Here is a 22830-nt window from a genome sequence, read left to right on the forward strand (position 1 = left end):
TCCTTAGCCTACGCTGCCTTCCAGACTTACGCCGAGCAGGTTCTGAGCCTCGACTGCAAATTCCATTGGCAATTCCTTGAAAACTTCCTTGCAAAACCCGTTCACTATCATGGATACCGCATCCTCGGCCGAGAGGCCGCGCTGCATGGCGTAAAACAGCTGATCCTCGCCTATGCGGGAGGCCGTCGCCTCGTGCTCGACGCTGGCCGAGGGATTCTGCACTTCGATAGTGGGGAAGGTATGAGCCGCGCAGCGCTTGCCGATCAGCAGCGAATCGCACTGCGTGTAGTTGCGCGCGTTTTCCGCCTTGGGGGTCATGCGCACCAGGCCGCGGAAGGTGTTGCTGCCGTGGCCGGCCGAAATGCCCTTGGAAATGATGGTGCTGCGCGTATTGCGGCCCATATGTATCATTTTCGAGCCGGTATCGGCCTGCTGCCTGTGGTTGCTCAGCGCCACGGAATAAAATTCGCCGGTGGAGTCATCGCCGCGCAGGATGACGCTGGGATACTTCCAGGTGATGGCCGACCCGGTTTCCACCTGGGTCCAGGAAATACGCGAGCGCGCGCCGCGGCAGTCGCCGCGCTTGGTGACGAAGTTATAAATGCCGCCTTTGCCGTCCTTGTCGCCCGGGTACCAGTTTTGCACCGTCGAGTACTTGATGCGGGCGTCGTCCAGCGCGACCAGTTCCACCACTGCGGCGTGCAACTGGTTTTCGTCGCGCATGGGCGCCGTACAGCCTTCAAGATAGCTGACCGAAGCCCCTTCATCGGCGATGATCAGGGTGCGCTCGAATTGGCCGGTATCTTGCGCGTTTATCCGGAAATAGGTCGACAACTCCATGGGGCAGCGCACGCCTTTGGGTATGTAGACAAAGGAGCCATCCGAAAACACGGCCGAATTCAGCGCCGCGTAATAATTGTCGCTGGTGGGCACCACCGTGCCCAGGTATTTGCGCACCAGATCGGGGTGATCCTTGACGGCTTCCGAGAATGAACAGAAGATCACCCCGACTTCGGCCAACTGCTTGCGGAAGGTCGTGGCGACCGATACCGAGTCGAAAACCGCGTCCACCGCGACGCCGGCGAGCCGGGCGCGCTCGTGCAGCGGAACGCCCAGTTTTTCGTAGGTGCGCAGCAATTCGGGGTCGACTTCGTCCAGGCTCTTGGGGCCGTCTTTCTTCTTGGGCGCCGAGTAGTAGCTGATATCCTGGAAATCGATGCGCGGGAAACTGACCTGGGCCCATTCGGGCAGCGTCATGGTCAGCCAGTGGCGATATGCCGCAAGACGCCATTCCAGCATGAATTCGGGCTCGCCCTTCTTGGCCGACAACAAGCGTATGGTGTCTTCCGACAGGCCTTTGGGGATGGTGTCCGATTCTATCGCGGTGACAAATCCTGCCGAATATTCGCGGTCCAGAAAAGAGTCGATGCTGTCGGTTACGGTATTCATTCAGGAAAACTCCATGTCGTGGGCTGGGCCTGGGCCGCCCGGGTTCTGACTTTCGACTCGGGCAAAGGCCGGGCAATCAGTGGAAATTCAATGGGTGTCGGGCTGAGCATGTCGGCCACGCTGACGTCTTCCAGCGTATGGCGGATGACGGAATTGATGCGCTGCCAATTGCTGCGTATATGGCAACCCGCCTCGACGCTGCATGCCCCCGGCACCGAGGTGCATTCGGTGAGGCCGAAAGGCTGTTCTTCCAGAGCGTCTATAATGTGCGCGATGCTGATGTCGTGGGCGGGCCGCCCCAGCACATAGCCGCCCCGCGCGCCACGGCTGCTTTTGACCAGTTCGCGCTGGCCCAGCAGCTTGAGCACCTTGCTGACGGTGGGCTGGCCCAGGCCTAGCGTAGCGGCAAGATCGGCGGCACTGAATACACGGTCCGGGGACCCGGCCATGTAGGTAAGCACCAAAGTGCCGTAATCAATGATTTTGCTGATGCGCAGCATCTACGCTTTCTCCTGGTTCAACCCGTCAAACCAAATAGTACCAATCCGGTACTATATTTGTCAAACCAGTGCTTCGTCATCCTGTCCGGCCTGCTGCAAGGCCCACATCTGGGCATAGCGGCCGTCCCTGGCCAGCAGTTCGCGATGCGAGCCCCGCTCCAGCACCCTGCCATGGTCCAGCACGATGATTTCGTCGGCATCGGCTATGGTGGAGAGCCTATGGGCGATGATCAGCGTCGTGCGGTTTCTGGCGATCTGCCGCAATTCCTCCTGGATGGCGCGTTCGGTGCGCGTATCCAGCGCGCTGGTTGCTTCGTCCAGGACCAGAATGGGAGGATTCTTCAGCAGCGTGCGGGCAATGGCCACGCGCTGCTTTTCGCCGCCCGACAATTTCAGCCCGCGCTCGCCGACCTGGGTCTGATAGCCCTCCGGCAGGCTCATGACGAAATCATGGATGCTCGCGGCCCTGGCGGCCTCGAAGATTTCTTCTTGCGTGGCGTCCGGATTGCCATAGGCGATGTTGTACAAGATGCTGTCGTTGAACAGCACCGTATCTTGCGGGACGATGCCGATATGGCGCCGCAAGCTGGCCTGGGTCAGGTCGCGAACATCCACGCCATTGACCATGATGGACCCCGCGCCGACATCATAGAAGCGGAACAGCAAGCGCGACAAGGTCGATTTGCCGGCGCCCGACGACCCCACCACGGCCAGCGTCCCGCCCGCCGGTATCGTGAAGCTGACATCGAACAGTATCTGCCGATTCGGCTCATAGCCGAAATCCACATGCTCGAAGCGCAGCGTGGCCTGCCCGGTGCGCAGAGGCCGGGCTCCCGGCCTGTCGGCGACTTCCAGCCCCTGCTCCATCAGGCCGAACATGCGCTCCATATCGGCCAGCGCATGCTTGATTTCGCGGTAGACGAAGCCGAGGAAGTTCAGCGGCGCATACAACTGGGTCAGATAGGCCGACACCAGCACCACGTCGCCCACCGACATCTTTTTGTCGACCACGCCCTGGGCCGACAGCCATAACAGCAGCGTGACCCCGACGGTAATGATCAAGCCCTGCCCCATGTTCAGGAAGCTCAGCGATATCTGGTTCTTGACGGCGGAATCGACCCACTTTCCCAGGTTCGTGTCGTAGCGATCCAGTTCGTAGGCCTCGTTGCCGAAGTACTTGACGGTTTCGTAATTGATCATGGCATCGATGGCCTTGCTGTTGGCCTTGCTGTCCAGGTCATTCATGCTGCGCCGGTAGACCATGCGCTTTTCGGTCACCAGCAGGGTGAACGCCACATAGGATGCGATCGTGCCCAGCGTCACCACCGCGAAGCTCCAGTCGTAGCGCCACAGCAGGATGGCCGCCACCATGCCGATTTCCAGCAAGGTGGGCAGAATATTGAACACCATGAAGTTGAGCAGGAAACCTATGCCCTTGGTGCCGCGCTCGATGTCGCGGCTCAGCCCGCCGGTCTGGCGCTGCATGTGAAAGCGCAGGGACAAGGCGAACAGATGCTTGAACAATTGCGCCGCGATGCGCCGTATGGAGCCTTGCGTGACGCGCGCGAACAGGGCGTCGCGCAGCTCTCCGAACACGCTGGCGGCCAGGCGCGCGAAGCCATAGCCCGCCAGCGCGGCCAGCGGCAGGGCCAGCAGTGTCGCCGGCACGCTGAGCTTGTCGACGATGTCTTTCAGGAACAGCGGCAAGATCACGCCGGCCGCCTTGGCGGCCACCAGACAGGCCAGCGCCGCGCTCACGCGCCATTTGAACTGCCACACATAGGGCAATAGCGACTTGATGGTCTGTATATCATTGCGGCGGGCGGGCGCCGCGCCGCGGTGGCTGAATTTCATGTGGCAGGTTTCCCCAGGAACTTGATGATTTTATCCACCCATGCCCGCGACACCTCCAGCGAGCCGGCCAGCGACAGGTGCGACGTATCGGAATAACGCAAGCGGCCCTGGCCCATGGCCAGGCAAACGCCCTGCTCGCACAGCACGTCGTAAGGGTCCAGGAAAAGCACCCGGGGATGCGCCGCAAAAGCCCGAGCCATTTGCCGGTTGAGGTCGTAGCCCAGGCCTAACTCCCGGGGCAGCGACAAGGCGTCCAGGCAGCGCATCGGCAAATAATCGGGCCGCTCCAGGCAGGCGGCCACGCCGCCGTTGGCCCGGATGCCGGGCTGGGTGCCGATGACGATGAGCTTTCTGGCGGGATTGTCCGCGATCAGATCCAGCACGTTGGCGGCCAGAAAGCGCCCGTACTCGGCCTGGCTGGCGAATTCCAGGCGCCTGCCGTCGGGGCGCGCCAGCAGGTCCCGGTATCCCGTCCAGCTCATGGCATAGACCAGGGCCAGGTCATTGCCCTTGAGCAATGCCTGCAGCTGCGCGGTCCTGGCCAGGCAATCCTCGCGCGGCTGGCCATTCAGCAGGCGGGTGACATCCCGCCCCAGAATACAGCCGTGCTGGAATACCCCCTGCATCTTGATGTTCTTTGCCTTGAGCCAGTAATCGAAGCCGGCGGCGTATTGCAAGGCGAAACTGTCGCCCGCAAAGACCGCGGCGGGCTGGCCAGCGGTCTTGTCGCCCAGCACCGCATCCAGGGCATAGGCCTCGCCGCCGAAGCGCCCTTCTTCTTGCGCCGCCGGATCCAGCGCCCGCGCGCGATACTGCTCGTTCACCCTGAAAGGCAGGCCCTGGCCGTAATAGACCCAAGCCGCAGGCGCCAGCGTCAGAGCCAGGGCCGCCGCGCGGAAAGCCGCCTTGGGCGCGGGCCAGCGGAGCAGATCGATTTTCCGGTAGCGGCATTCGACCCAGCGGTACAAAGGATAGGCCAGCAGGAACGGCAAGGCGAAGAGCAGCGCTTTATCCTGGAAGCCCAGCGGCCGGTAGACATGGTATTTGTAAAAAACGATAAGCGGCCAGTGCACCAGATACAAAGAATAGGAAATCAGCCCTATCGATACCGCCGCGCGATTGCGCAGCACCGCGCCCAGATAGCGTGCCCGTCCGGCATAAATGCACAATGCGGCCCCCGCCACCGGCAGCAAGGCGTTCACGCCCGGGAAGATGGTATTCCTGTCGAACGCCAATACGCTGTACAGCAGCAAGGCCAGGCCCGCAGCCAGCAGGCATTCCTGCCCGGCATTGCGCGGCATGCGCCGCCGCTCCAGCCAGGGCAGCACGCCGCCCGCCGCGAACTCGAACATCCGGAACGGCATCAGGTAATAATTCGCCGACGGGTCGAGCGCCGTGAACCACTGCGACGCGGCGAGCGACAAGGCCCCAGCCAGCAGCAGGATCTGCGGCAGATGGCCATGCCGCCAGCGCCAGGCCGCATAAATGATCAGGGGCCAGATGAGGTAAAACTGCTGCTCGACCCCGAGCGACCAGGTATGCAGCAGCGGATTGAGCTCCGAGGACGTATCGAAGTAGCCGGCCACCTGCCAGAACAGGAAATTCGATGCCGAAAAAAAAGCGCCGGCCGTCGAGGCCGCCAGGGTCTTGTACTGGGCGGGATCGAACAGCGCGAAGCCCGCCGCCATGACCAGCAGCAAAGTGGCCATCAGCGCCGGATACAGGCGCGCGACGCGGCGCGCCATGAAAGGCAGGAAACGGAATTTCCCGCGCTCGCAATCGGCGTAGATGATCTGCGTGATCAAATAGCCCGAAATCACGAAAAACACATCGACGCCGATAAAGCCGCCGCCGAAAGGCGCAAAACCGGCATGGAACAGCAGCACGCTGATGACGGCTATGGAACGCAGGCCGTCGACTTCGGGGCGATAGGTCTTGGAAAAATAAGCCGATACCACGGCAGAGGGAGCACCGCCAGACATGAATCCCGTTATGTTGCGCAAAGAAGGAGGCAAAGTGTAGCAAGCAAAGTTTGCCTGGCGTGTATCAATTGATAATCGCCCGGTTTCGCCTCCACGGGCCGAGACTGCTCAGAATGCTCCCTGAAATAGCGCGACGAACTCCTTCTCACTGGTATGGCGCGGGTTCCACCGGTTGTAATCGGCGGCAAAGCTGCGCCGCGCCAATTCGCCGATCTGGTCTTGCGTGACGCCCACGTCGCGCAGCCGCGCCGGAATGCCGAGATCCGAGCATAGATTCCGAATGGCTTCGATCGCCAGCCGCCCGGCGGCGACATCCGACATGCCCGTGACGTTGGCGCCGAGGATGGCGGCGACGCGCGCATACCGCGCCGGATTGGCGATGAAATTGAACTCCGCTGCATACGGCAGGCACACCGCGTTGGCAAGGCCGTGCGGCACCGGGAACATTGCGCCCACCGCCATCGCCATGCAATGCACATTGCCCAGCCCGGTCACGCCGAACGACATCGCCGCCATCGAGGAACCGCTCAGCATGTCCAGCGCCGCCGACACATTCTTGCGATTGGCGACGAACTGCCGGATGCTGCCGGCAATCAGCATCATGGCATGCAGATTGACGGCGTCGGAGAATGGATTGGCGTGTTTCGAGACATAGGATTCGAACGCATGCACAAAAGCATCGATGCCCGAATGGGCCGCCACGTGGGCCGGCATGGAACTGACCGCGAGCGGATCGAGAATCGCCACCTGCGCGGGGCTGAACGCCGCATGCCGGATGGCCATCTTGACGCCACGTGCGCTATCGGTAATGACGCATGCGCCGGAGACCTCCGAGCCGGTTCCCGCGGTCGTCGGCAGTGCGATCAGCGGCAAGGGCCGCTTTGCAAACTTTTCGGTCCCTTCATAGTCGGCAATCTCGCCGCCATTGGTCATCAGAATGCCAACTGCCTTGGCGACATCGATAGTGCTGCCGCCGCCGATCGCCAGAATGGCTTGTCCGCCCTGTGCCCGGCACCGTGCAAGCGCGGCATACACGGTGGTGTCGCTGGGCTCGGGTTCGATCTCGGTGAATACCGAGGTCTCGATCGCCGCGTCCGCCAGCAGTGCTTCGATGCTGCCGAATATCTCGCTCTGCCCGAGCGCCGGATCGAGCATGACAAAGATGCGCGAAAAGCCCCATTCCGCAAGAATCCGGGGCAGCCGCCGGTGGGCGTCGACGCCGAACATCAGCTGTGTCGGGCAGGAAAATGTTGAAATGCTGTCTGCTGCCATGGTCAATCCTTAAAAAATAATGGCTTGCATGGCCGCGCCATGCGGGACGGGGCTCTCCATCCGCTCAGGCACGCGGCGATGGAATACGGAAGCAGATATTTTTTACCTGCGTGTATGACAGCAGCGCATCCATGCCTTTTTCGCGTCCGAAACCCGATTTCTTGTAGCCGCCGAACGGCAGTTCGACGCCGCCGCCGGCGCCATAACAATTGACGAATACCTGGCCGGCCTTGACGTGCTGCGCCAGCCAGTTGATGGCGCCGCCATCCTTGCCCCAGATGCCCGCGACCAGGCCGTAATCTGTGGAATTGGCCAGCGCCGCCGCCTCTTCGATATCGTCGAAAGGCACGATGGTCAGCACCGGCCCGAAAATTTCTTCGCGATGCACGCGCATGCCGGCCGCCGCGCTATCGAGGATGGTAGGCATGACATAGTTTCCGCGGCTGCCGTCGAGGCCTGCCAGCAAATTGCCGCCGTCCAGGACTTCCGCGCCTTCGCTGCGGCCGATCTCGATATAGTCGAGCACCTTGCGCTGCTGTGCGCCGCTGATCAATGGCCCAATATCGGGATCCTGCAGGCCGGGGCCGACCCGCAGGTTGCGGTTCAGCCCATCCAGTTTACCGGCCAGTTCGCGGTGGACGCTGCGCTGCACCAGCACCCGCGAGCCGGCCGAGCAGGTTTGCCCCGAATTCGGATATGCGGCGCGCAGGATCACCGGCAAGGCTTCATCCAGATCGGCGTCCGCCAGCACGATATTCGGCGACTTGCCTCCCAGCTCCAGCAACACCGGCACAATGTTTTGCGCGGCGGCCTGCATGACGGCGACGCCGGTCGCTACGGATCCGGTGAAGACGATCAGGTTGACGTCCGGATGCGCCGCCAGCGCGGCGCCCGCTTCGTACCCGTAGCCGGGCACCACGTTCAGCACTCCGGCAGGCAGCCCGGCTTCATGGCAGATGCGGGTCAGTTCCAGCACGCTCAGGCACGCCAGCTCGGCCGGTTTCAGCACCACTGTGTTGCCGGTTGCCAGGGCCGGCGCGAGTCCGCGCGATGCGATCTGCAGCGGATAATTCCACGGCACGATTTGCGCCGTGACGCCCAGCGCTTCGCGCACGGTAAAGTCGAAATATTCGTTGCCCAAGGGAATCGAGGTGCCCAGCACCTTGTCGGCCACGCCGGCGTAATACTCGAAGAAGCGCGCCGCCGCCACGGCATCTGCCATGGCCTGTTTCAGCGGTTTGCCCGTATCCCGGCTTTCCAGCTCGGCCAGGTGTTCCTTTTCTTGCGCGATGCGCTGCGCAATGGCGTACAGAATGCGGGCGCGCTGCACTGGCGGGCAGCCGGCCCACGTATTGCAGGCTGCGCGCGCAGCCTGCACGGCATCGTCCACGTCGCGCGCGGCGGCGCGGGCAATGTGCGCCAGCACATCGCCATTGGCAGGATCGGTCACTTCCAGTGTTTCGCATGAATGGGCGGGCAGCCATTGGCCATTGATGAAACAATCGTAACTGCGGTTTTGCATGGGGTCTCCTGGATGCCGTATGGATAGCGTGTGAATATGAGGATGTATATTTTCAGATATGCCGGGCGGCTCAGACGGCGGCATGCGCAACGGCGGCGTCACCGCCGAGGTAGGCTTGCCTGATGCGCGGGTCGTCGCGCAATTGCGCGGCATTGCCTTCGATCACCACCCTGCCGCCTTCCAGCACGTAGGCACGGTCGGCTATCGCCAGCGCCTGGCGCGCCATCTGCTCCACCAGCAGGATGGTAGTGCCTTCGCGCCGCAGGCGGATCAGCGCTCTGAAAATGTCGACCGTGATCAGCGGCGCAAGGCCCAGCGATGGCTCATCGAGAATCAGCAGCGCCGGCTCCGACATCAGGGCGCGCGCAATCGCCAGCATTTGCTGTTCGCCGCCGCTCAGTGTGCCGGCCACCTGGCCGCTGCGCTCGCGCAACTTGGGAAACAACTCAAAGTATTTTTCGATATTGCGAGCCACGCGCTGCGGTTCCTTGCGCATCAGGTAGGCGCCGAGCATCAGGTTTTCGTGCACGGTCTGGTCAGTGAAAACCTGCCGTCCTTCCGGCGCCATCGCCATGCCGGCGGCGACCCGCTGTGGCGCGTTCATCACGCCGATATCGCGCCCCTTGAACTGCACGCGCCCACTGGCTGGCGCCAGGCCGGTAATGCCGCGCAACAAGGTGCTTTTGCCAGCGCCGTTGGCGCCCAGCAGCGCCACGATTTCACCCTCCTTGATGTGGATGGATACCTGCCGCAAGGCGCAGATGGGGCCGTAGGACACACTCATGTCGGCGACTGTCAGCATGGCAGCTCTCCGCTCAATTCTTCAAATGCATCGTCGCTGCCCAGATAGGCGGCGATCACTTGCGGGTCGGCCTGGATCTGCGCCGGCGTGCCCTGCGCGATCACGACGCCGCGATCCAGCACCACGATATGATCCGATATCCCCATGACCAAGCCCATGTCGTGCTCCACCATCAGCACTGCGATGCCGCGCTGGCCTATCTTGCGCACCAGCCGCCCCAGTTCGGCGGTTTCCTGCGGATTGAGGCCGGCCGCCGGTTCATCCAGCAGCAACAACGCCGGCTGGCTCGACAGCGCCCGCGCCAGCTCCACTCGCCGCTGCACGCCATAGGGCAGGCTGCCGGCTGCAGTATGCGCATGTTCCAGCAGGCCGGCAAAAGCCAGCACCGCCATGGCATTGTCAACCGCGGCGGCTTCACCGCCGATCATGCCGATGCGGGCGTGGGCGCCGACGAGCACGTTTTCCAGTACCGACAAGGCGCCAAACAGGCGCAGGTTCTGGAAGGTACGGGCAATGCCGCTCGCCGCCAGTGCGTGCGCACTCAGGCCGGTCACGTCGCGTCCCGATAGCAGGATGCTGCCGGAATCAGCCGGTATTACGCCGGTCAGAATATTCAGCAAGGTGCTCTTGCCGGCGCCATTGGGGCCGATCAGCGCATGGATGCGATGTGCTTCCATCTTCTGGCTGATGCCGCGCGCCGTGACCACGCCGCCAAAGGCTTTGTTCACCCCGCGCAGTTCCAGCAGCGGCGCGCCGGCGACCTCCTGCCCGGCTGCCGGACGCAAGGGCATCGCCGCCTGCTCCATGGCAAGCCCGTCTGCCAGCGTCATCGCCTCCCGCTTGCGCTTGCCGCGATAGCGCAACAATACCCCGACAATGCCGTTGGGCATCAGGTACAGCGCGAAGAGCAGCATCGCGCCGTAAACGAAGTTCTGGATGTAGGGCCATTGCGCCAGGAAGGTTTCGGTCAGTGTCAGCACCAGCGCGCCGGCAATTGGCCCATAGATATTGCCGGCGCCCCCCAGCAGTACCAGCAGCAGGATGAAGATAGACAGATGGAATGTCACAAAATCGGAATTGAAGTACTGGTTCTGCTGCGCCACCAAGGCGCCGGCCAGTCCGCACAATGCGGCCGCCACCACAAAGGCCGTGGTCTTGTAGCGGTACACCGCAATGCCGGAGCACTCCGCGGCGATTTCGTCGAGCTGCAGCGACAGCAGCGCGCGGCCGTAGCGGCCTTCCAGAAAATAGCGCAGCACAATATGGGTCGCGACCGCCAGCGCAATCACCAGCAATACCCATTGTTGCAGCGAAAACGGCACTCCCCTCCACTGCAAGGGCGCAATACCGTAGACGCCTTGGGCGCCGCCGAACAGTTCGGTCCATTCGGTCACCAGCTTTTCCGCCACGATGCCGAACGCCAGGGTCACCAGCGCCAGGCTGGGGCCTTTCACGCGCAGGGAAGGCAGGGCAATCAGCACGCCCACGGCTCCCGCCACCAGCGGCGCGGCGATCAGCGCCAGCACCGGCGGCACCTCAAGCCGCGTGGTCAACAGAGCAACGGTGTAAGCGCCGGCCGCGAACAGCCCCGCCTGGCCGAGCGACTTCTGGCCCGCGTAGCCGGCCAGCACATTCATGCCCGCTGCGCACAAATAATAGACTCCGCCCATGAACAGAATGCGAAGGTAAAAATCGTTGCTCAGCATCATGGCCAGCGCCGTCAGCGCTACGCCGACCAGCAGCGCCGGCGCGACGCGCCCCAGGCTGGCCCGCATGCGCGTCAGCGTCTTCGCCGGCATTTTCAAGGTGTCGGCGCTCATACTTTTTCCACCAGTTTCTTGCCGAACATGCCGTTGGGCGCAATTGTCAGCACTATGATCACCAGGACGAACACGGCGATTTCACGCCATTGCGCGCTCCACAAGCCGGTCAGCGACTCCGCCACGCCTATCATGAGGCCGCCGAACATGCAGCCGCGCAGATTGGTCAGCCCACCGACAATCGCCGCGGAGAATCCCTTGAGCGCAATCACTATGCCCATGAACAATGAAGCCGATACGATAGGCGCGATCAGCACGCCGCTCAAACCAGCCAGCGCGGAGCTGGCGAGAAACGCCATCGCCATCACCCGCGCTACGTCGATGCCCATCAGCGACGCAGCGTCGCGGTTCAGCGCCACCGCGCGCATGCAGCGCCCAAGCGAGGTGCGCCGCATGGCGTAGTCGATGCCGCCCAGGATGGCGAACGCCAGCACCAGCACCACCAATTCCTGCGAACGCAAGCCGATGCCGAAAATACGGATCACGTCGTCGCCGAAAGGCGCCGCCAGCATGCGGGCGCCCGGGCCCCAGATGGTCAGCGCCGCGCTCTGCATGACAATACCGAAACCGATGGTGCTCATGACCCATGCCATGCCGGCCTTGCCGGCGAACGGCCGGATCGCCACCCAGTACAGCGGCAAGCCCATCAGCCCCATCACCAGCAGCGAGGCTGTCGCGCCCAGCGCATAAACCCATGGAGTCGCGGCGTCCAGCGCCAGTGCCCCTGTCACCAGCCCGGCAATGCCGAGCCCGACAAATGCCCCCACCGAAACAAAGTCGCCCTGCGCAAAATTAAGGGTGCGGGTAGTGGTATAGGTCAGGCTGAAACCTAGGGCGATCAGGGCATAGATGCCCCCCATCGTCAGCCCGCCTATGATCGCCTGAAAAATTGAAATCAACATCCATGTCTCCGCTTTTGCCCAGCTGCATTCACCACACCGAATTCACCGCAGGCCTTTCCCGCGGGCGGTCCGTAAGCCGTTTTGCAAATGCGGACCGCCGGTGGTTTATTTCTTGAAATCATCCGCCGTCAGACCGGCCACCACGGCATCGGAATACTCCACCACCTTGCCGTCTTTCCAGTGCGACCAGTGATAGTCCTGCGCGGTCAGGCCTTCATGCACTTTCGCGGAGAACGGCTTGCTGTAGGTCTTGATCAGGCCTTGCATCGGTTTTTGCAGGGATTCCAGCGCTTTCTGCACATCCTCTCCCTTGAAACTGTTGGCCTGTTCCACCGCGGCAGCCCAGATCAATACCGTGTCGTAGGCTTGCGACGCGGCCCAGAACATCGATGGGTTGGCCAGCTTGGGACCGACGCGATCGAACAGCGCTTTGGCGGCGCCGTCTTTCGGCACGCTCGACGTGGTCAGGAAAACAGGCAATTCCATCAACTTGTTGCCCGCCACTTGAGGGAAGCCGCTGAACGACGCAGCCCAGGTGGTCAGCACTTTCGGGAAGTAATCGATTTTTTCCATGCTGCGCATCAGGTGGCCGAGCGGCGCCGCCTGTGCCCAGACGATCAGCGTATCGACGCCGGCCGCCTTGGCCTTGCTCAGTTGCGATGTCATATCGGTATCGCGCGCATCGAATTTCTCGCTGGCGGCCGCACGGATCCCGTGCATGGCGGCAATCTGCTCCAGGTCCTTCAGGCCGGCCTGTCCATAACCGGTGGTTTCGACAAAAAAGCCGATCTTTTTTGCGGCCGGACTCTTGCTGGCATACGCCATCAGCGCCGCCACTTGCTCGCGGTCCACCATCGAGATACGGAATAGGTAATTGGCGCCGCCGGCCGGTTCGGTGATCGCCGTGGCCGAAGCGCTGGACACCAGCACCGGCATCTTCTTTTGATTGGCGATATGCTTCCAGGCCAGCGCGTTACCGGAGTTGGTGGGGCCGAACACCACTGCGACGTTTTCGCGGTCGATCAGATCACTCATGTTCTGGATCGACTTGGGCGGCTGGCCCAGATCATCGCGCACCAGGAAAGTCAGTTGTTTGCCCAGCACGCCGCCGCGTTTATTGATGTCGTCCACCGCCGCGGCAATGCCCATGACGCCTATCTGCCCGGACTCCGCCGATGGCGAGCCGGAGATGTCGCCGTTGTACGCAATCTTCACTGCCTGCGCCTGCGCCGCCGAGACGGGAGCGAACGCCAATGCCAATGCGGCGGCGCTGGCGGTGGTTGCGACGGTTGCCGCGATTTTTTTTACGATATGCATGCTAGTCTCCTGATATGCCGGCAGTTTCAATTACCGCGGCTGTTGTGTTTAAATGCGCTTCCTGCAATCTGGTTCATCACCTCTTTTTTAAGCCACCTCTTTTAAGCCAGCTCTGCGACCAGCAGCGCCGCCGGCACCATGATCTCCACGTCCAGCAGGAAGCCAGCCAGGCCTTTGCCGTGCGAATCGAGATTGAGCGCGTCATTGACGCCGCCGTCGAGGACATCGTCCAGCACAAAGTTGAGCGCATGGATGCGCGGCAATTCGTAGCGGCTTATCTTGCCCGGCTTGCGATGCTGGAATACCCGCCGCACGCAATCCACGGTGACTTGGGCCAGGATCGCTTCGTAGAATTCAGGCCTGTCGGCAATGACACTGATGTTCGAACGGTCGCCTTTGTCGCCGGTGCGCCCGTGCGCGATGCGATACAGCCGCACGCTGCTCATCTGCTGGTTTGGGTTTAATGCCATCGTCATGCAATCATGGTTATTGGAAAATATCGTAGCGGGCGTCGATCCGGTTGCGATCGACATAGCAGGAATGCGTTTCCAGGCGGCGCCGCAACGCGGTACGGACACCGCCGCCGCCAGCCGGGCCGCAGGTATACAGCGACGTCACTTCACGCATCACTTCTTCGGCCTGTTCGCGTTCACCGAATTTCCCTGCGACACGCAAGCGCACATCGGTGGCGCCGCGGTCGGGCGTGGCGGCCAGCAGGCGGCCGGCATCATCGCCAAAGGTGCTGAGCACGCCGATCAAATCGAATCGCAGCCCGCCGCCAGCGCCGATGCGCGTGCGGATCAGCTCCGCCGCCAGCCGCGCACGGCCTTCCGCACGCGGCCCGCCATAGGAAATCTCGCCTTCGGCCAGCCAGCCGCCTTCATAAAACGCGCTGACCTTCAATGTGTCTGGACGGGGGTGGCCGCGCACACCGCGCAATGCCACGAGATCGGCCCCGCATTCGACCACCGTCGCCTCGCCAATATCGGCCACCACGTCGGGAGTGACATAGGCAGCTGGATCGTGCAATTCGTAGAGCAGTTGTTCTTTCACCGTGCGCGCGCTGACCAGGCCGCCGGTGCCGGCCGCCTTGCCGACGACGCAACCGCCATCCGCATCGATCTGCGCTATCGGAAAGCCGACATGCGCCAGGTCGGGCACATCCTTGTATCCGGGATCGGCAAAATAACCCCCGGTCACCTGCGAGCCGCATTCCAGCAGATGACCGGCCATGGTGGCTGCGCCAAGCCGCGCCCAGTCGTCGGCCGACCAGCCGTAGTGCGCCATCGCCGGACCCACCGTCAAGGACGGATCGGCAACGCGCCCGGTGACAACGATGTCGGCGCCATCGCGCAAAGCGTCCGCAATCGCCTCTGCGCCGAGATAGGCATTGGCGCTGACCAGCGATTTGCCTGCCGCGAGCCCCATGCTCTCGAACAAGGCGGCGGCATCCGGATGCGCCATCAGGTCGTCACCACGCAGCACCGCCACGCGCGGCTTGCGCAAGCCCAGCTCGGCCGCCAATGCATGGATTTTTTGTGCCGCGCCCATTGGATTGGCTGCGCCGAAATTACTGACGATGCAGACCGCGTTCGCCAGGCATGCTTCAAGAACCGGTCGCAGCAAGCATTCCAGCAATGGTTCATAGCCGAGCGACGGTTGTTCGCGGCGCGCCAACTGCGCCAGTGCCAAGGTGCGCTCCGCCAGTGTTTCCAGAATCAGCACACGGCGGCCGCTGCGGCCGCAGAGGGTCCTGACCACCGGCAGCGGCGCATCCAGGCGATCACCAGAAAAACCGGCGCCGCATCCGACCCAAAGTGTTGGCTTGCTCATACTTGCTTGTCTCATATTGCGCCGCGCGACGATGCCTGCGGCGCCTGTTTGTGTAACTTTGAAGCGAGTGTAGGCAGGTGCGAATCAGATGTAAAATCGAAAATTCAGAACCACTTATCCAAAATTCAAATGAATCTGTCGACCCGGCAATTGCGCGCCTTCGTCGCTCTGGCGACGCACCGGCATTTCACCAAAGCCGCGGAAGAAAGTTTCTTGTCGCAGCCTGCTTTCAGCGCATTGATCAAATCGCTGGAAACCGAATTGGGCGCGCAGCTATTCGTACGCAACACGCGCAATGTGGAATTGACTGCATTCGGCAAGCTGTTCGGCGCCTTCGCCAATCGGTCGCTGTTCGAAACGGACACGGCCTTGAAGGATCTGCAAGACTATGTGGCGGGACGCGTCGGCAAGGTCAGCGTGGCGGCGCTGCCGTCGATCGCCGCCAACTGGCTGCCATCGATCTTCGAGAAATTCACAGGCCGCTTTCCCGGCATCAGCATCAGCCTGAAAGATGGCATGTCGCAAGAGTGCGTGGCGCTGCTGGCCAACGGCGAAATGGATTTTGTACTGGCGACCACCAATCACTATGCGCCTGAACTGGAACGCCGCTTATTATGGACCGACCGCTTCTATCTGGTGTGCCCCAAAAACCATCCCCTGGCAAAACGCAAGGCGGCCGCCACGCTCGACGACATCGCCGACTTCCCTTTCATCAATTACGTGCGCTACAGCAGCGTGCGCCAAAGCCTGGATGCGGCATTCGGCTCGCGCCAGATCAATACCGTGCTGGAAGTCGAGCATCTGGCAACGATCAGCGCAATGGTCGAGCGCGGCATCGGCATCAGCATCGCGCCTTCGCTTACGCTGTACCAGTTCGAACGGCCGGGGCTGGTCATCCGGCCGATCGCCGATCCTGCGCTCACCCGCGAGATCTTCATTTTGCAACGCAAGAACCGCGTCCTGTCACTGCCCGCGCAGACCCTGTACGATCTGGTGCTGGAAAAAAGCAAGACATTCGAAGCCCCCCGGTCCGGGCCAACCTGAGGATCTCGAAACGTCGAGGCCGGCGTACCGCCATCTGATGCTGCGATTTTCAGGCGGCTGTATGCTTGGCAATCTATTGTTACCCCAGTTTCGGCAAGGGGCGGCTCGCCCTTGCCGAAACTCCTAATACAATAACGTTGCCCCAGGATAAACCGGAGACTGTATGGCTGTTTCACCCTTCGATTACGAAGCGGCGCTCCTTGCATGCGCAAGCGGCGATCAAAATGCTTTTCAAAGCCTGTATCAGCACGAATCGCCGCAGATGCTGGCCTTGTGCCTGAAAATGCTCGCGCAGCGCTCCAGTGCCGAGGATTTGATGCGCGACACCTTTGTATCGATCTGGAAAAACGCGCAAAGCTACGATCCCAGCCTGGGGGCCGCCCGCGCCTGGATGTACAGCATCATGCGCTACCGGGCCCTGAACCGGCTGCGCCAACCGGGCCGGCTGCGATCAGCCGACACGCCATGGAATGACACCTTGCCCGGCGTAGGGCCCGCCCACAAGCCGGCGTCCAGCCTGCTGCGGGCCATTTCCGGCCTCGATGAAGCGCAGCGGCAACCCATACTCATGGCGTTCTACAACGGCTATACCTACGATCAAATCGCCGCCCGCCTCAAGAAGCCGGCCGCCCAGGTCAAAATACAGGTCCGGACAGGTTTGCAGCGGATCCGGGAGCAGCAGGCAGCATGAGCGGCACACAGACTTCCGACCGCGGCATCCTGATTGCGGAATACACGCTCGGGCTTTTGAACTTGCAGGAAACGTCCCAGGCGCAGGCCTTGCTGGGCGAGGACGGCCAGGCCGCCATAGCCGCCTTGCAATGGGAGAACAGCTTTCTGGATCTGGTCGATCTTCTGCCGCCTGTCGATCCCGGGCCGCAGTCCTTGCGGCAATTACAAGCCACGCTGGGGCATGCGCCCGTCCCCGCTCCCGCTCCTGCCCCCGCAGCAAGCACGCGGACCGGCGCGCAGCGTTTCGCGCCGCTCCATGGCGGCGGCGCGAAGATCGAACCAAGTTTGAGTCCGAGTCCGAGTCCGAGTCCGCCCGCGGCCCGGGCGCCCGATCCGGCAAAGCCCGAATACGAAACACTCACTGTCGCCGCGGCCTTGCGCACACGGGAAAAGCCCATTGAAAACCATCAGGCTCCGGCACAGGCTGTTCCGGCGGCCGCCTCCGCCCGCCCTCCCAGGGTCAAGGCGGCCGATGCCGGGGCTGCGGCGCAGCCGCGCAATCATGCGCCCGCCGCTGCCAAGGCGGGCAATATCTGGCTGTGGCGTATCGCCAGCCTGGTGTTCGCGTTGATCGCGCTTACGCTGTCACTGATGCCGGCCAAGCCAGTGGCGCCTCCTGTCACGGTCGTCGAGCTCGCGCCGACCCGGGCGGCAATCATGCAGGCGCCCGGGCAGAGCTCGACCCCCGGCTGGGTGGTAACGGTAGACCCGCAGGGCAATGTCCTGATGAATCCGCAAGTGCGAAGCGACATACCTGCCGATGCCTCGGTGCAGCTCTGGACGCACAACAAGAATATGCCGCAGCCCCGTTCGCTGGGTTTGATCGATCCCAATCAGCCGGTAACGGTTCCGGCAAATCTGATGGGCGAGATCAGCCCCGACCAGATCTTCGAAATGACCCAGGAACCCGCTGGCGGCGCGCCTAGCGCCAGCCCCACCGGCCCCATCCTGTTCATCGGCCGCATTGTGACTTTCGGCAGGCCTGCGCTGGCGGCGCCCGGCGGCGGCCCAGGGACAGGACCAGGTCCAGCGACAGGGCCGAATCAGCCCGCGGCCAATCCACCACTGGCCAGCCCGCCGGCGGCAAGCCAGTGAGGCTGGCGGCAGGCGCAAGCGCCTAGCAAAGCACCACATTTACCGCCAGGCCGCCGCGCGACGTTTCTTTGTATTTGCTGCGCATGTCCGCGCCGGTTTGGCGCATGGTTTCTATCACGGCATCCAGTGAAACATGATGCTGGCCATCGCCCTGCAATGCCAACCGGGACGCATTGATGGCTTTGACGGCGCCCATGGCATTGCGCTCGATACAGGGAATCTGCACGAGGCCGCCAATGGGGTCGCAGGTCAGGCCCAGGTTATGTTCCATGCCGATCTCGGCGGCGTTCTCCACCTGCTGCGGCGTGCCGCCCAATACCGCGGTCAGCCCTGCCGCGGCCATGGAACAGGCTACGCCCACCTCCCCCTGGCAGCCCACTTCCGCGCCGGATATGGATGCATTGGTCTTGTACAGGAATCCCACGGCCGCGGCGGTGAGCAGGAAGTCCACGACGCCGTCCGCGCTGGCGCCGGGAATAAAGGTCTGGTAATAGCGCAGGACGGAAGGCAGCAGCCCGGCGGCGCCGTTGGTCGGCGCCGTTACGACGCGCCCGCTGGCGGCATTTTCTTCGTTGACGGCCATGGCGAACAGATTGACCCAGTCCATCGCATACATGACATCTTTCCTGGCAGTATCGCGCTGCAATTCGAGGTACAAGGCCGGCGCGCGCCGGCGCACCTTCAGGCCGCCGGGCAGCAGATCATGGGCCTGCTCATTGCCGATGCCGCAGCCGCGGTCGATACAGGCGTTCATGACGCCGGCAATGTGCAGGACGCCCTGCCTGACTTGTTCCACGGGCAATAGCGTGGCTTCGTTGGCGAGCATGATTTGCGCCATGGAAAGGCCGGAGGACAGGCAAAGGTCCAGCAACTGGCGGCCGGTCGAGAATGGGTATGGCATGGGGTCGTGCTGGGGGACGGTTTCGTCGATGGCTATGGTGTCCAGCGCGCGAATGAAGCCGCCGCCTATGGAGACGTAGCGCTCGGCGATAAGCGTTTCCTTATTCCCGCCGAAGGCGGTGAAGCGCATGCCGTTCGGGTGTTCGACCATGGGCCGTATGCGGTAGCTGAAGGCATTGTCGGGATTGAAGCGTATGGCGTGCGCGCCCCACAACCTGAGTTCTTGCGAGGCCTTGATATGGTCGATCAGGCCGGCAATGCTGGACGGCACGACAGTGTCGGGAGATTCTCCCGAAAGGCCGAGCATGATGCCCACATCGGTGCCATGGCCGCGGCCGGTTTCGGCCAGGGAGCCGTATAGGTCGATGGTGAGGGAGGCGACCTTGTCCAGTAGGTTGCGAGCCTGAAGGTTGCGCGCAAAGTTGCGCGCCGCCCGCATGGGGCCGACGGTATGGGAGCTGGATGGCCCGATGCCTATTTTGAAGATATCAAATACCGAAAGCGTCATGGCGGAGCACCTGTGGTTCTGGTCGTATGAACCATTAAATCATATCGACGAGGAAGGCCGGGCATCGGGTTTGTTGTGGTTCTTTAGACGTGCGCCAGGTATTGGTGCTTCATGGTTTCTTTGGATGTGCGCCAGGTATTTGCTTCTTGATTTCTTTGGATGTGTGCCCGGTATTTTGCTTCGTGGTTTCTTAAGACGTGTGCCGGTTCCTGGTGACCTTGTTCTGCGACGCGTTGCCGGTCCAGCGCCTGCGCGCTGGACACCGCCCCGCCTAGCTCGTCCGCCCCGTTCGGGGCTACCTTCGCGATCGGCTGGCTCGGCCCCGGACGTCGCGCCACAAGGCCCCCAGGACCCGACCCACTGCGTAGCGTTGGTTTGTCAGGCCGCTGGGACAGGTAGGGTGCTTGGCATTTTTCTGTGGTGGCGGTTGCTGGCCGAAGACTTTGCAGGGCCGCCAAAAAGTCGATCCCCGCCGGATCGCCTTTTTGGCATACGGGCTGGTAGTTTGAGAGGCTGCTGGATTTGAGGCTTGCCTATACTGGGTTTGAGGGTCGCTTATATTTATTTGATTGTTGGGTCGTTAATTGGATCGCTGCCTGAGTGTTGGCATCGGTAGAGTCTCAGGTTTCATTGCCTTAAACACAAAGATACTGACCGTCCCTGGTAAGTTGTTACCAGGTTTGATCTCGGCGCAATACAACACCGAATACAACACCGTAGCCTGGCCAGCACCGTAGGCCGTATCAGCCCCTATGCCCAAGCGGGCCGGCTGGCGGCCCGCGCCGGGCGAGCGCGCAAGCTCTTCTGCCAGCCGCAACCATCACAGAAAAATGCCAAGCACCCGACCCGTCCCGGCAGAGATACAAAACCTGGGATGCAGTCGTTGGCGCGGTGGTGGAAGGTAGCGGTCCGTCCGGGGCCGAGCAAGCCGGCCGCGAAGGCAGCGCGCTGGGCGCCGGACCAGGCAACGCGGACCGCTACCTTCCACCACCGCGCCAGCGGCGTGTTAAAGACAAACCATCGATACACGACAGCGGCGTGTTAAACACAATCATCGATGCACGACGGCGGCATGTTCAATAACAATCGCCAATGCACCCGAGAGACGGCGTGTTCAGAACAAGCCACGCCGCTATCCCCTTAGATCACATACAGATCCACATACTCATGCACCGGCATCGCTTCCAGCGCCTGCTGGTCCAGCGACACCGCCAGGATCTGTTGCTGCTGCCTGGCCGGGAACTGGCGCGCCAGGTTCCTGCGGAATTTGTCCTCCAGCAAAGGAATACCATCGCCGCGGCGACGCTTGTGGCCTATCGGGTACTCGCAAACAATCTCATCGAGCCTGCCGCCGTCATTGAACTCCACCGTCAGCGCATTGGCGATCGAACGCTTTTCCGGATTGTGATAGTCCGCCGTAAACGCAGCATCCTCCACGCACACAATCTTCTCGCGCAGCGCATCGATACGAGGATCGGCCGCCACAGCATCCTCATAATCGCCCGCCGTCAGGCGGCCCAGAATCACCGGCACCGCCACCATGTACTGAATGCAATGATCGCGGTCGGCCGGATTGTCCAGCGGCCCCTTCTTGTCGATGATCCGGATGCACGCCTCGTGCGTGCGGATCGTGATCTTCTTGATATCGGCCTCGGACCTGCCCGCCGCCTTGAGCTTGCGATGAATGTCCATCGCGCACTCGACTGCCGTCTGCGAATGGAACTCGGCCGGATACGAAATCTTGAACAGCACATTTTCCATCACATAGCTGCCGTAAGGGCGCTGGAACTTGAACGGCTGGCCCTTGAAGAGCACATCGTAAAAGCCCCAGGTCTTGGCCGAAAGCACCGAGGGGTAGCCCATTTCGCCCGTCCTGGCGATAAGGGCCAGGCGCACCGCGCGGCTGGTCGCATCGCCCGCCGCCCAGCTCTTGCGGCTGCCCGTATTCGGCGCGTGCCGATAGGTGCGCAGGCTCTGGCCATCGACCCAGGCCAGCGACACCGCGTTGATGATCTCCTCGCGGCTCAGGCCCAGCAACTGGGACACCACCGCCGTCGAGGCCACCTTGACCAGCACCACGTGGTCCAGCCCCACCTTGTTGAACGAATTCTCCAGCGCAATGCAGCCCTGGATCTCGTGGGCCTTGATCATGGCGGTTAGCACCGCGCGCATGGTCAGCGGCGCCTTGCCCGCGGCCACCGCGTTGCGCGACAGCCAGTCGGCCGTGGCCAGAATCCCGCCCAGGTTATCCGACGGATGGCCCCACTCGGCGGCCAGCCACGTGTCGTTGAAATCCAGCCAGCGTATCATGGCGCCGATGTTGAAGGCCGCCTGCACCGGGTCCAGCTGGAACTGGGTGCCCGGCACCTTGGCGCCATGGGGCACGATGGTGCCCGGCACGATGGGCCCGAGCAGCTTGGCGCAGGCCGGGTATTCAAGGGCCTCCAGGCCGCAACCGAGCGTGTCGATCAGGCAGTTGCGCGCTGTCTCGTAGGCCAGCTCGCTCTGTATTTCGTAATCAAGCACATAGTCAACGATATCGACAAGCACCGCATCGGGCGTCGGACGAACATTGGAAATAGGCGCGGACATAAATAGTTTCCTGAAATGGCGTAAACGCTGAGAGACAGTGTAAAAGCCGAGAACGTATAAAAAGACCTGGGAGCCTGGAGGCCCAGGCCCAAGGGCCCAAGGGCTTACTTGCGCTTGTCCAGCGGCACGAACTTGCGGTCTTCGGGCCCGATATAGTTGGCCGTGGGCCGGATGATCTTGTTGTCGGCGCGCTGCTCCAGGATGTGCGCGGCCCAGCCCGCGGTGCGCGCAATCACGAACAGCGGCGTGAACATCGCCGTGGGCACTCCCATCATATGGTAGGACACCGCCGAAAACCAGTCCAGATTGGGGAACATCTTCTTGGCGTCCCACATGGCCGACTCCAGCCGCTCGGCAATGTCGAACATCTTGGTGTTGCCCTGCTTCTTGGACAGCTTGCGCGCGACTTCCTTGATCACCTGGTTGCGCGGGTCCGACACGGTATAGACCGGGTGGCCAAAGCCGATGACCACCTCCTTGGCCTCGACCCGGCGCCGGATGTCGGCCTCGGCCTCGGCCGGCGTGTCGTAGCGCTTTTGCACCTCGAAGGCCACCTCGTTGGCCCCGCCATGCTTGGGCCCGCGCAGCGCGCCTATGCCCCCCGCGATGGCCGAGTACATGTCCGAGCCCGTGCCGGCAATCACCCGGCAGGTAAAGGTCGAGGCGTTGAATTCGTGCTCGGCATACAGGTTCAGCGACGTGTGCA

Annotated in this window: 18 protein-coding genes; 3 read left to right on the top strand and 15 right to left on the bottom strand. The window is 62.4% G+C overall.

What is annotated here, in order from left to right; translation table 11 throughout:
- Nucleotides 1-3: 3 nt before the first annotated feature.
- The 12 genes from sufB to BUB23_RS24905 form a co-directional block, all read right to left on the bottom strand.
- The gene (gene sufB / locus BUB23_RS24850) at nucleotides 4-1449 is read right to left on the bottom strand and encodes a Fe-S cluster assembly protein SufB (protein ID WP_073109733.1); all 1446 of its coding nucleotides are present in this window, start codon (nucleotides 1447-1449) and stop codon (nucleotides 4-6) included.
- Nucleotides 1446-1949, bottom strand: a complete 504-nt coding sequence (locus BUB23_RS24855; protein WP_073109736.1) for an SUF system Fe-S cluster assembly regulator — start codon at nucleotides 1947-1949, stop codon at nucleotides 1446-1448. Before BUB23_RS24855 ends, sufB begins: the two co-directional genes overlap by 4 nt.
- A gap of 60 nt (nucleotides 1950-2009) precedes the next feature.
- Nucleotides 2010-3803, bottom strand: a complete 1794-nt coding sequence (locus BUB23_RS24860) for an ABCB family ABC transporter ATP-binding protein/permease (protein ID WP_073109739.1) — start codon at nucleotides 3801-3803, stop codon at nucleotides 2010-2012.
- The gene (locus tag BUB23_RS24865; protein WP_143161132.1) at nucleotides 3800-5785 is read right to left on the bottom strand and encodes an acyltransferase family protein; all 1986 of its coding nucleotides are present in this window, start codon (nucleotides 5783-5785) and stop codon (nucleotides 3800-3802) included. Before BUB23_RS24865 ends, BUB23_RS24860 begins: the two co-directional genes overlap by 4 nt.
- Before the next feature lie 108 nt (nucleotides 5786-5893).
- Nucleotides 5894-7057, bottom strand: coding sequence for an iron-containing alcohol dehydrogenase (locus BUB23_RS24870; protein ID WP_073109744.1), 1164 nt, complete (start codon nucleotides 7055-7057; stop codon nucleotides 5894-5896).
- A 64-nt stretch (nucleotides 7058-7121) separates the two neighbouring features.
- A complete protein-coding gene (locus tag BUB23_RS24875) occupies nucleotides 7122-8579 on the bottom strand; it encodes an aldehyde dehydrogenase family protein (RefSeq protein ID WP_073109746.1) in 1458 nt (485 codons plus the stop codon).
- 70 nt (nucleotides 8580-8649) lie between these two features.
- On the bottom strand, nucleotides 8650-9381 hold the full coding sequence (locus tag BUB23_RS24880) for an ABC transporter ATP-binding protein (protein WP_073109748.1): 732 nt from the start codon (nucleotides 9379-9381) through the stop codon (nucleotides 8650-8652).
- Nucleotides 9375-11156, bottom strand: a complete 1782-nt coding sequence (locus BUB23_RS24885; protein WP_073109789.1) for a branched-chain amino acid ABC transporter ATP-binding protein/permease — start codon at nucleotides 11154-11156, stop codon at nucleotides 9375-9377. Before BUB23_RS24885 ends, BUB23_RS24880 begins: the two co-directional genes overlap by 7 nt.
- 41 nt (nucleotides 11157-11197) lie before the next feature.
- Nucleotides 11198-12103, bottom strand: coding sequence for a branched-chain amino acid ABC transporter permease (locus BUB23_RS24890; RefSeq protein ID WP_073109750.1), 906 nt, complete (start codon nucleotides 12101-12103; stop codon nucleotides 11198-11200).
- Between the two features lie 105 nt (nucleotides 12104-12208).
- Nucleotides 12209-13420 (bottom strand): ABC transporter substrate-binding protein, encoded by a 1212-nt coding sequence (locus BUB23_RS24895; protein WP_073109753.1) that lies wholly within the window; start codon nucleotides 13418-13420, stop codon nucleotides 12209-12211.
- A gap of 101 nt (nucleotides 13421-13521) precedes the next feature.
- Nucleotides 13522-13890: an AtuA-related protein gene (locus tag BUB23_RS24900; protein WP_245801382.1), complete on the bottom strand. Its 369-nt coding sequence runs from the start codon at nucleotides 13888-13890 to the stop codon at nucleotides 13522-13524.
- Between the two features lie 16 nt (nucleotides 13891-13906).
- Nucleotides 13907-15253 carry an acyclic terpene utilization AtuA family protein gene (locus BUB23_RS24905; protein WP_073109759.1) on the bottom strand — a complete coding sequence of 449 codons (1347 nt, stop codon included), beginning with the start codon at nucleotides 15251-15253 and terminating at the stop codon, nucleotides 13907-13909.
- Nucleotides 15254-15382: 129 nt separating this feature from the next.
- Between BUB23_RS24905 and BUB23_RS24910 the strand changes: the two genes are divergently transcribed.
- The 3 genes from BUB23_RS24910 to BUB23_RS24920 all read left to right on the top strand — a co-directional run bounded on the left by BUB23_RS24910 (nucleotide 15383) and on the right by BUB23_RS24920 (nucleotide 18124).
- The gene (locus BUB23_RS24910) at nucleotides 15383-16297 is read left to right on the top strand and encodes a LysR family transcriptional regulator (protein ID WP_073109761.1); all 915 of its coding nucleotides are present in this window, start codon (nucleotides 15383-15385) and stop codon (nucleotides 16295-16297) included.
- 163 nt (nucleotides 16298-16460) lie between these two features.
- Nucleotides 16461-16988, top strand: a complete 528-nt coding sequence (locus BUB23_RS24915) for a sigma factor (RefSeq protein ID WP_073109764.1) — start codon at nucleotides 16461-16463, stop codon at nucleotides 16986-16988.
- The gene (locus BUB23_RS24920) at nucleotides 16985-18124 is read left to right on the top strand and encodes an anti-sigma factor (protein ID WP_073109767.1); all 1140 of its coding nucleotides are present in this window, start codon (nucleotides 16985-16987) and stop codon (nucleotides 18122-18124) included. The genes BUB23_RS24915 and BUB23_RS24920 overlap by 4 nt, the downstream gene beginning before the upstream one ends.
- A gap of 22 nt (nucleotides 18125-18146) precedes the next feature.
- Here the strand turns inward: BUB23_RS24920 and BUB23_RS24925 are convergent, their stop codons facing one another.
- The 3 genes from BUB23_RS24925 to BUB23_RS24935 form a co-directional block, all read right to left on the bottom strand.
- On the bottom strand, nucleotides 18147-19532 hold the full coding sequence (locus BUB23_RS24925) for an L-serine ammonia-lyase (RefSeq protein ID WP_073109769.1): 1386 nt from the start codon (nucleotides 19530-19532) through the stop codon (nucleotides 18147-18149).
- A gap of 1140 nt (nucleotides 19533-20672) precedes the next feature.
- Nucleotides 20673-22124, bottom strand: a complete 1452-nt coding sequence (locus tag BUB23_RS24930; protein ID WP_073109772.1) for a bifunctional 2-methylcitrate dehydratase/aconitate hydratase — start codon at nucleotides 22122-22124, stop codon at nucleotides 20673-20675.
- Between the two features lie 104 nt (nucleotides 22125-22228).
- Nucleotides 22229-22830, bottom strand: a 602-nt coding sequence (locus BUB23_RS24935) for a citrate/2-methylcitrate synthase (RefSeq protein WP_281255572.1), incomplete at its 5' end; no start/stop codon positions are given.

The organism is Pollutimonas bauzanensis, from assembly GCF_900129885.1.
Lineage (GTDB): Bacteria > Pseudomonadota > Gammaproteobacteria > Burkholderiales > Burkholderiaceae_B > Pollutimonas > Pollutimonas bauzanensis.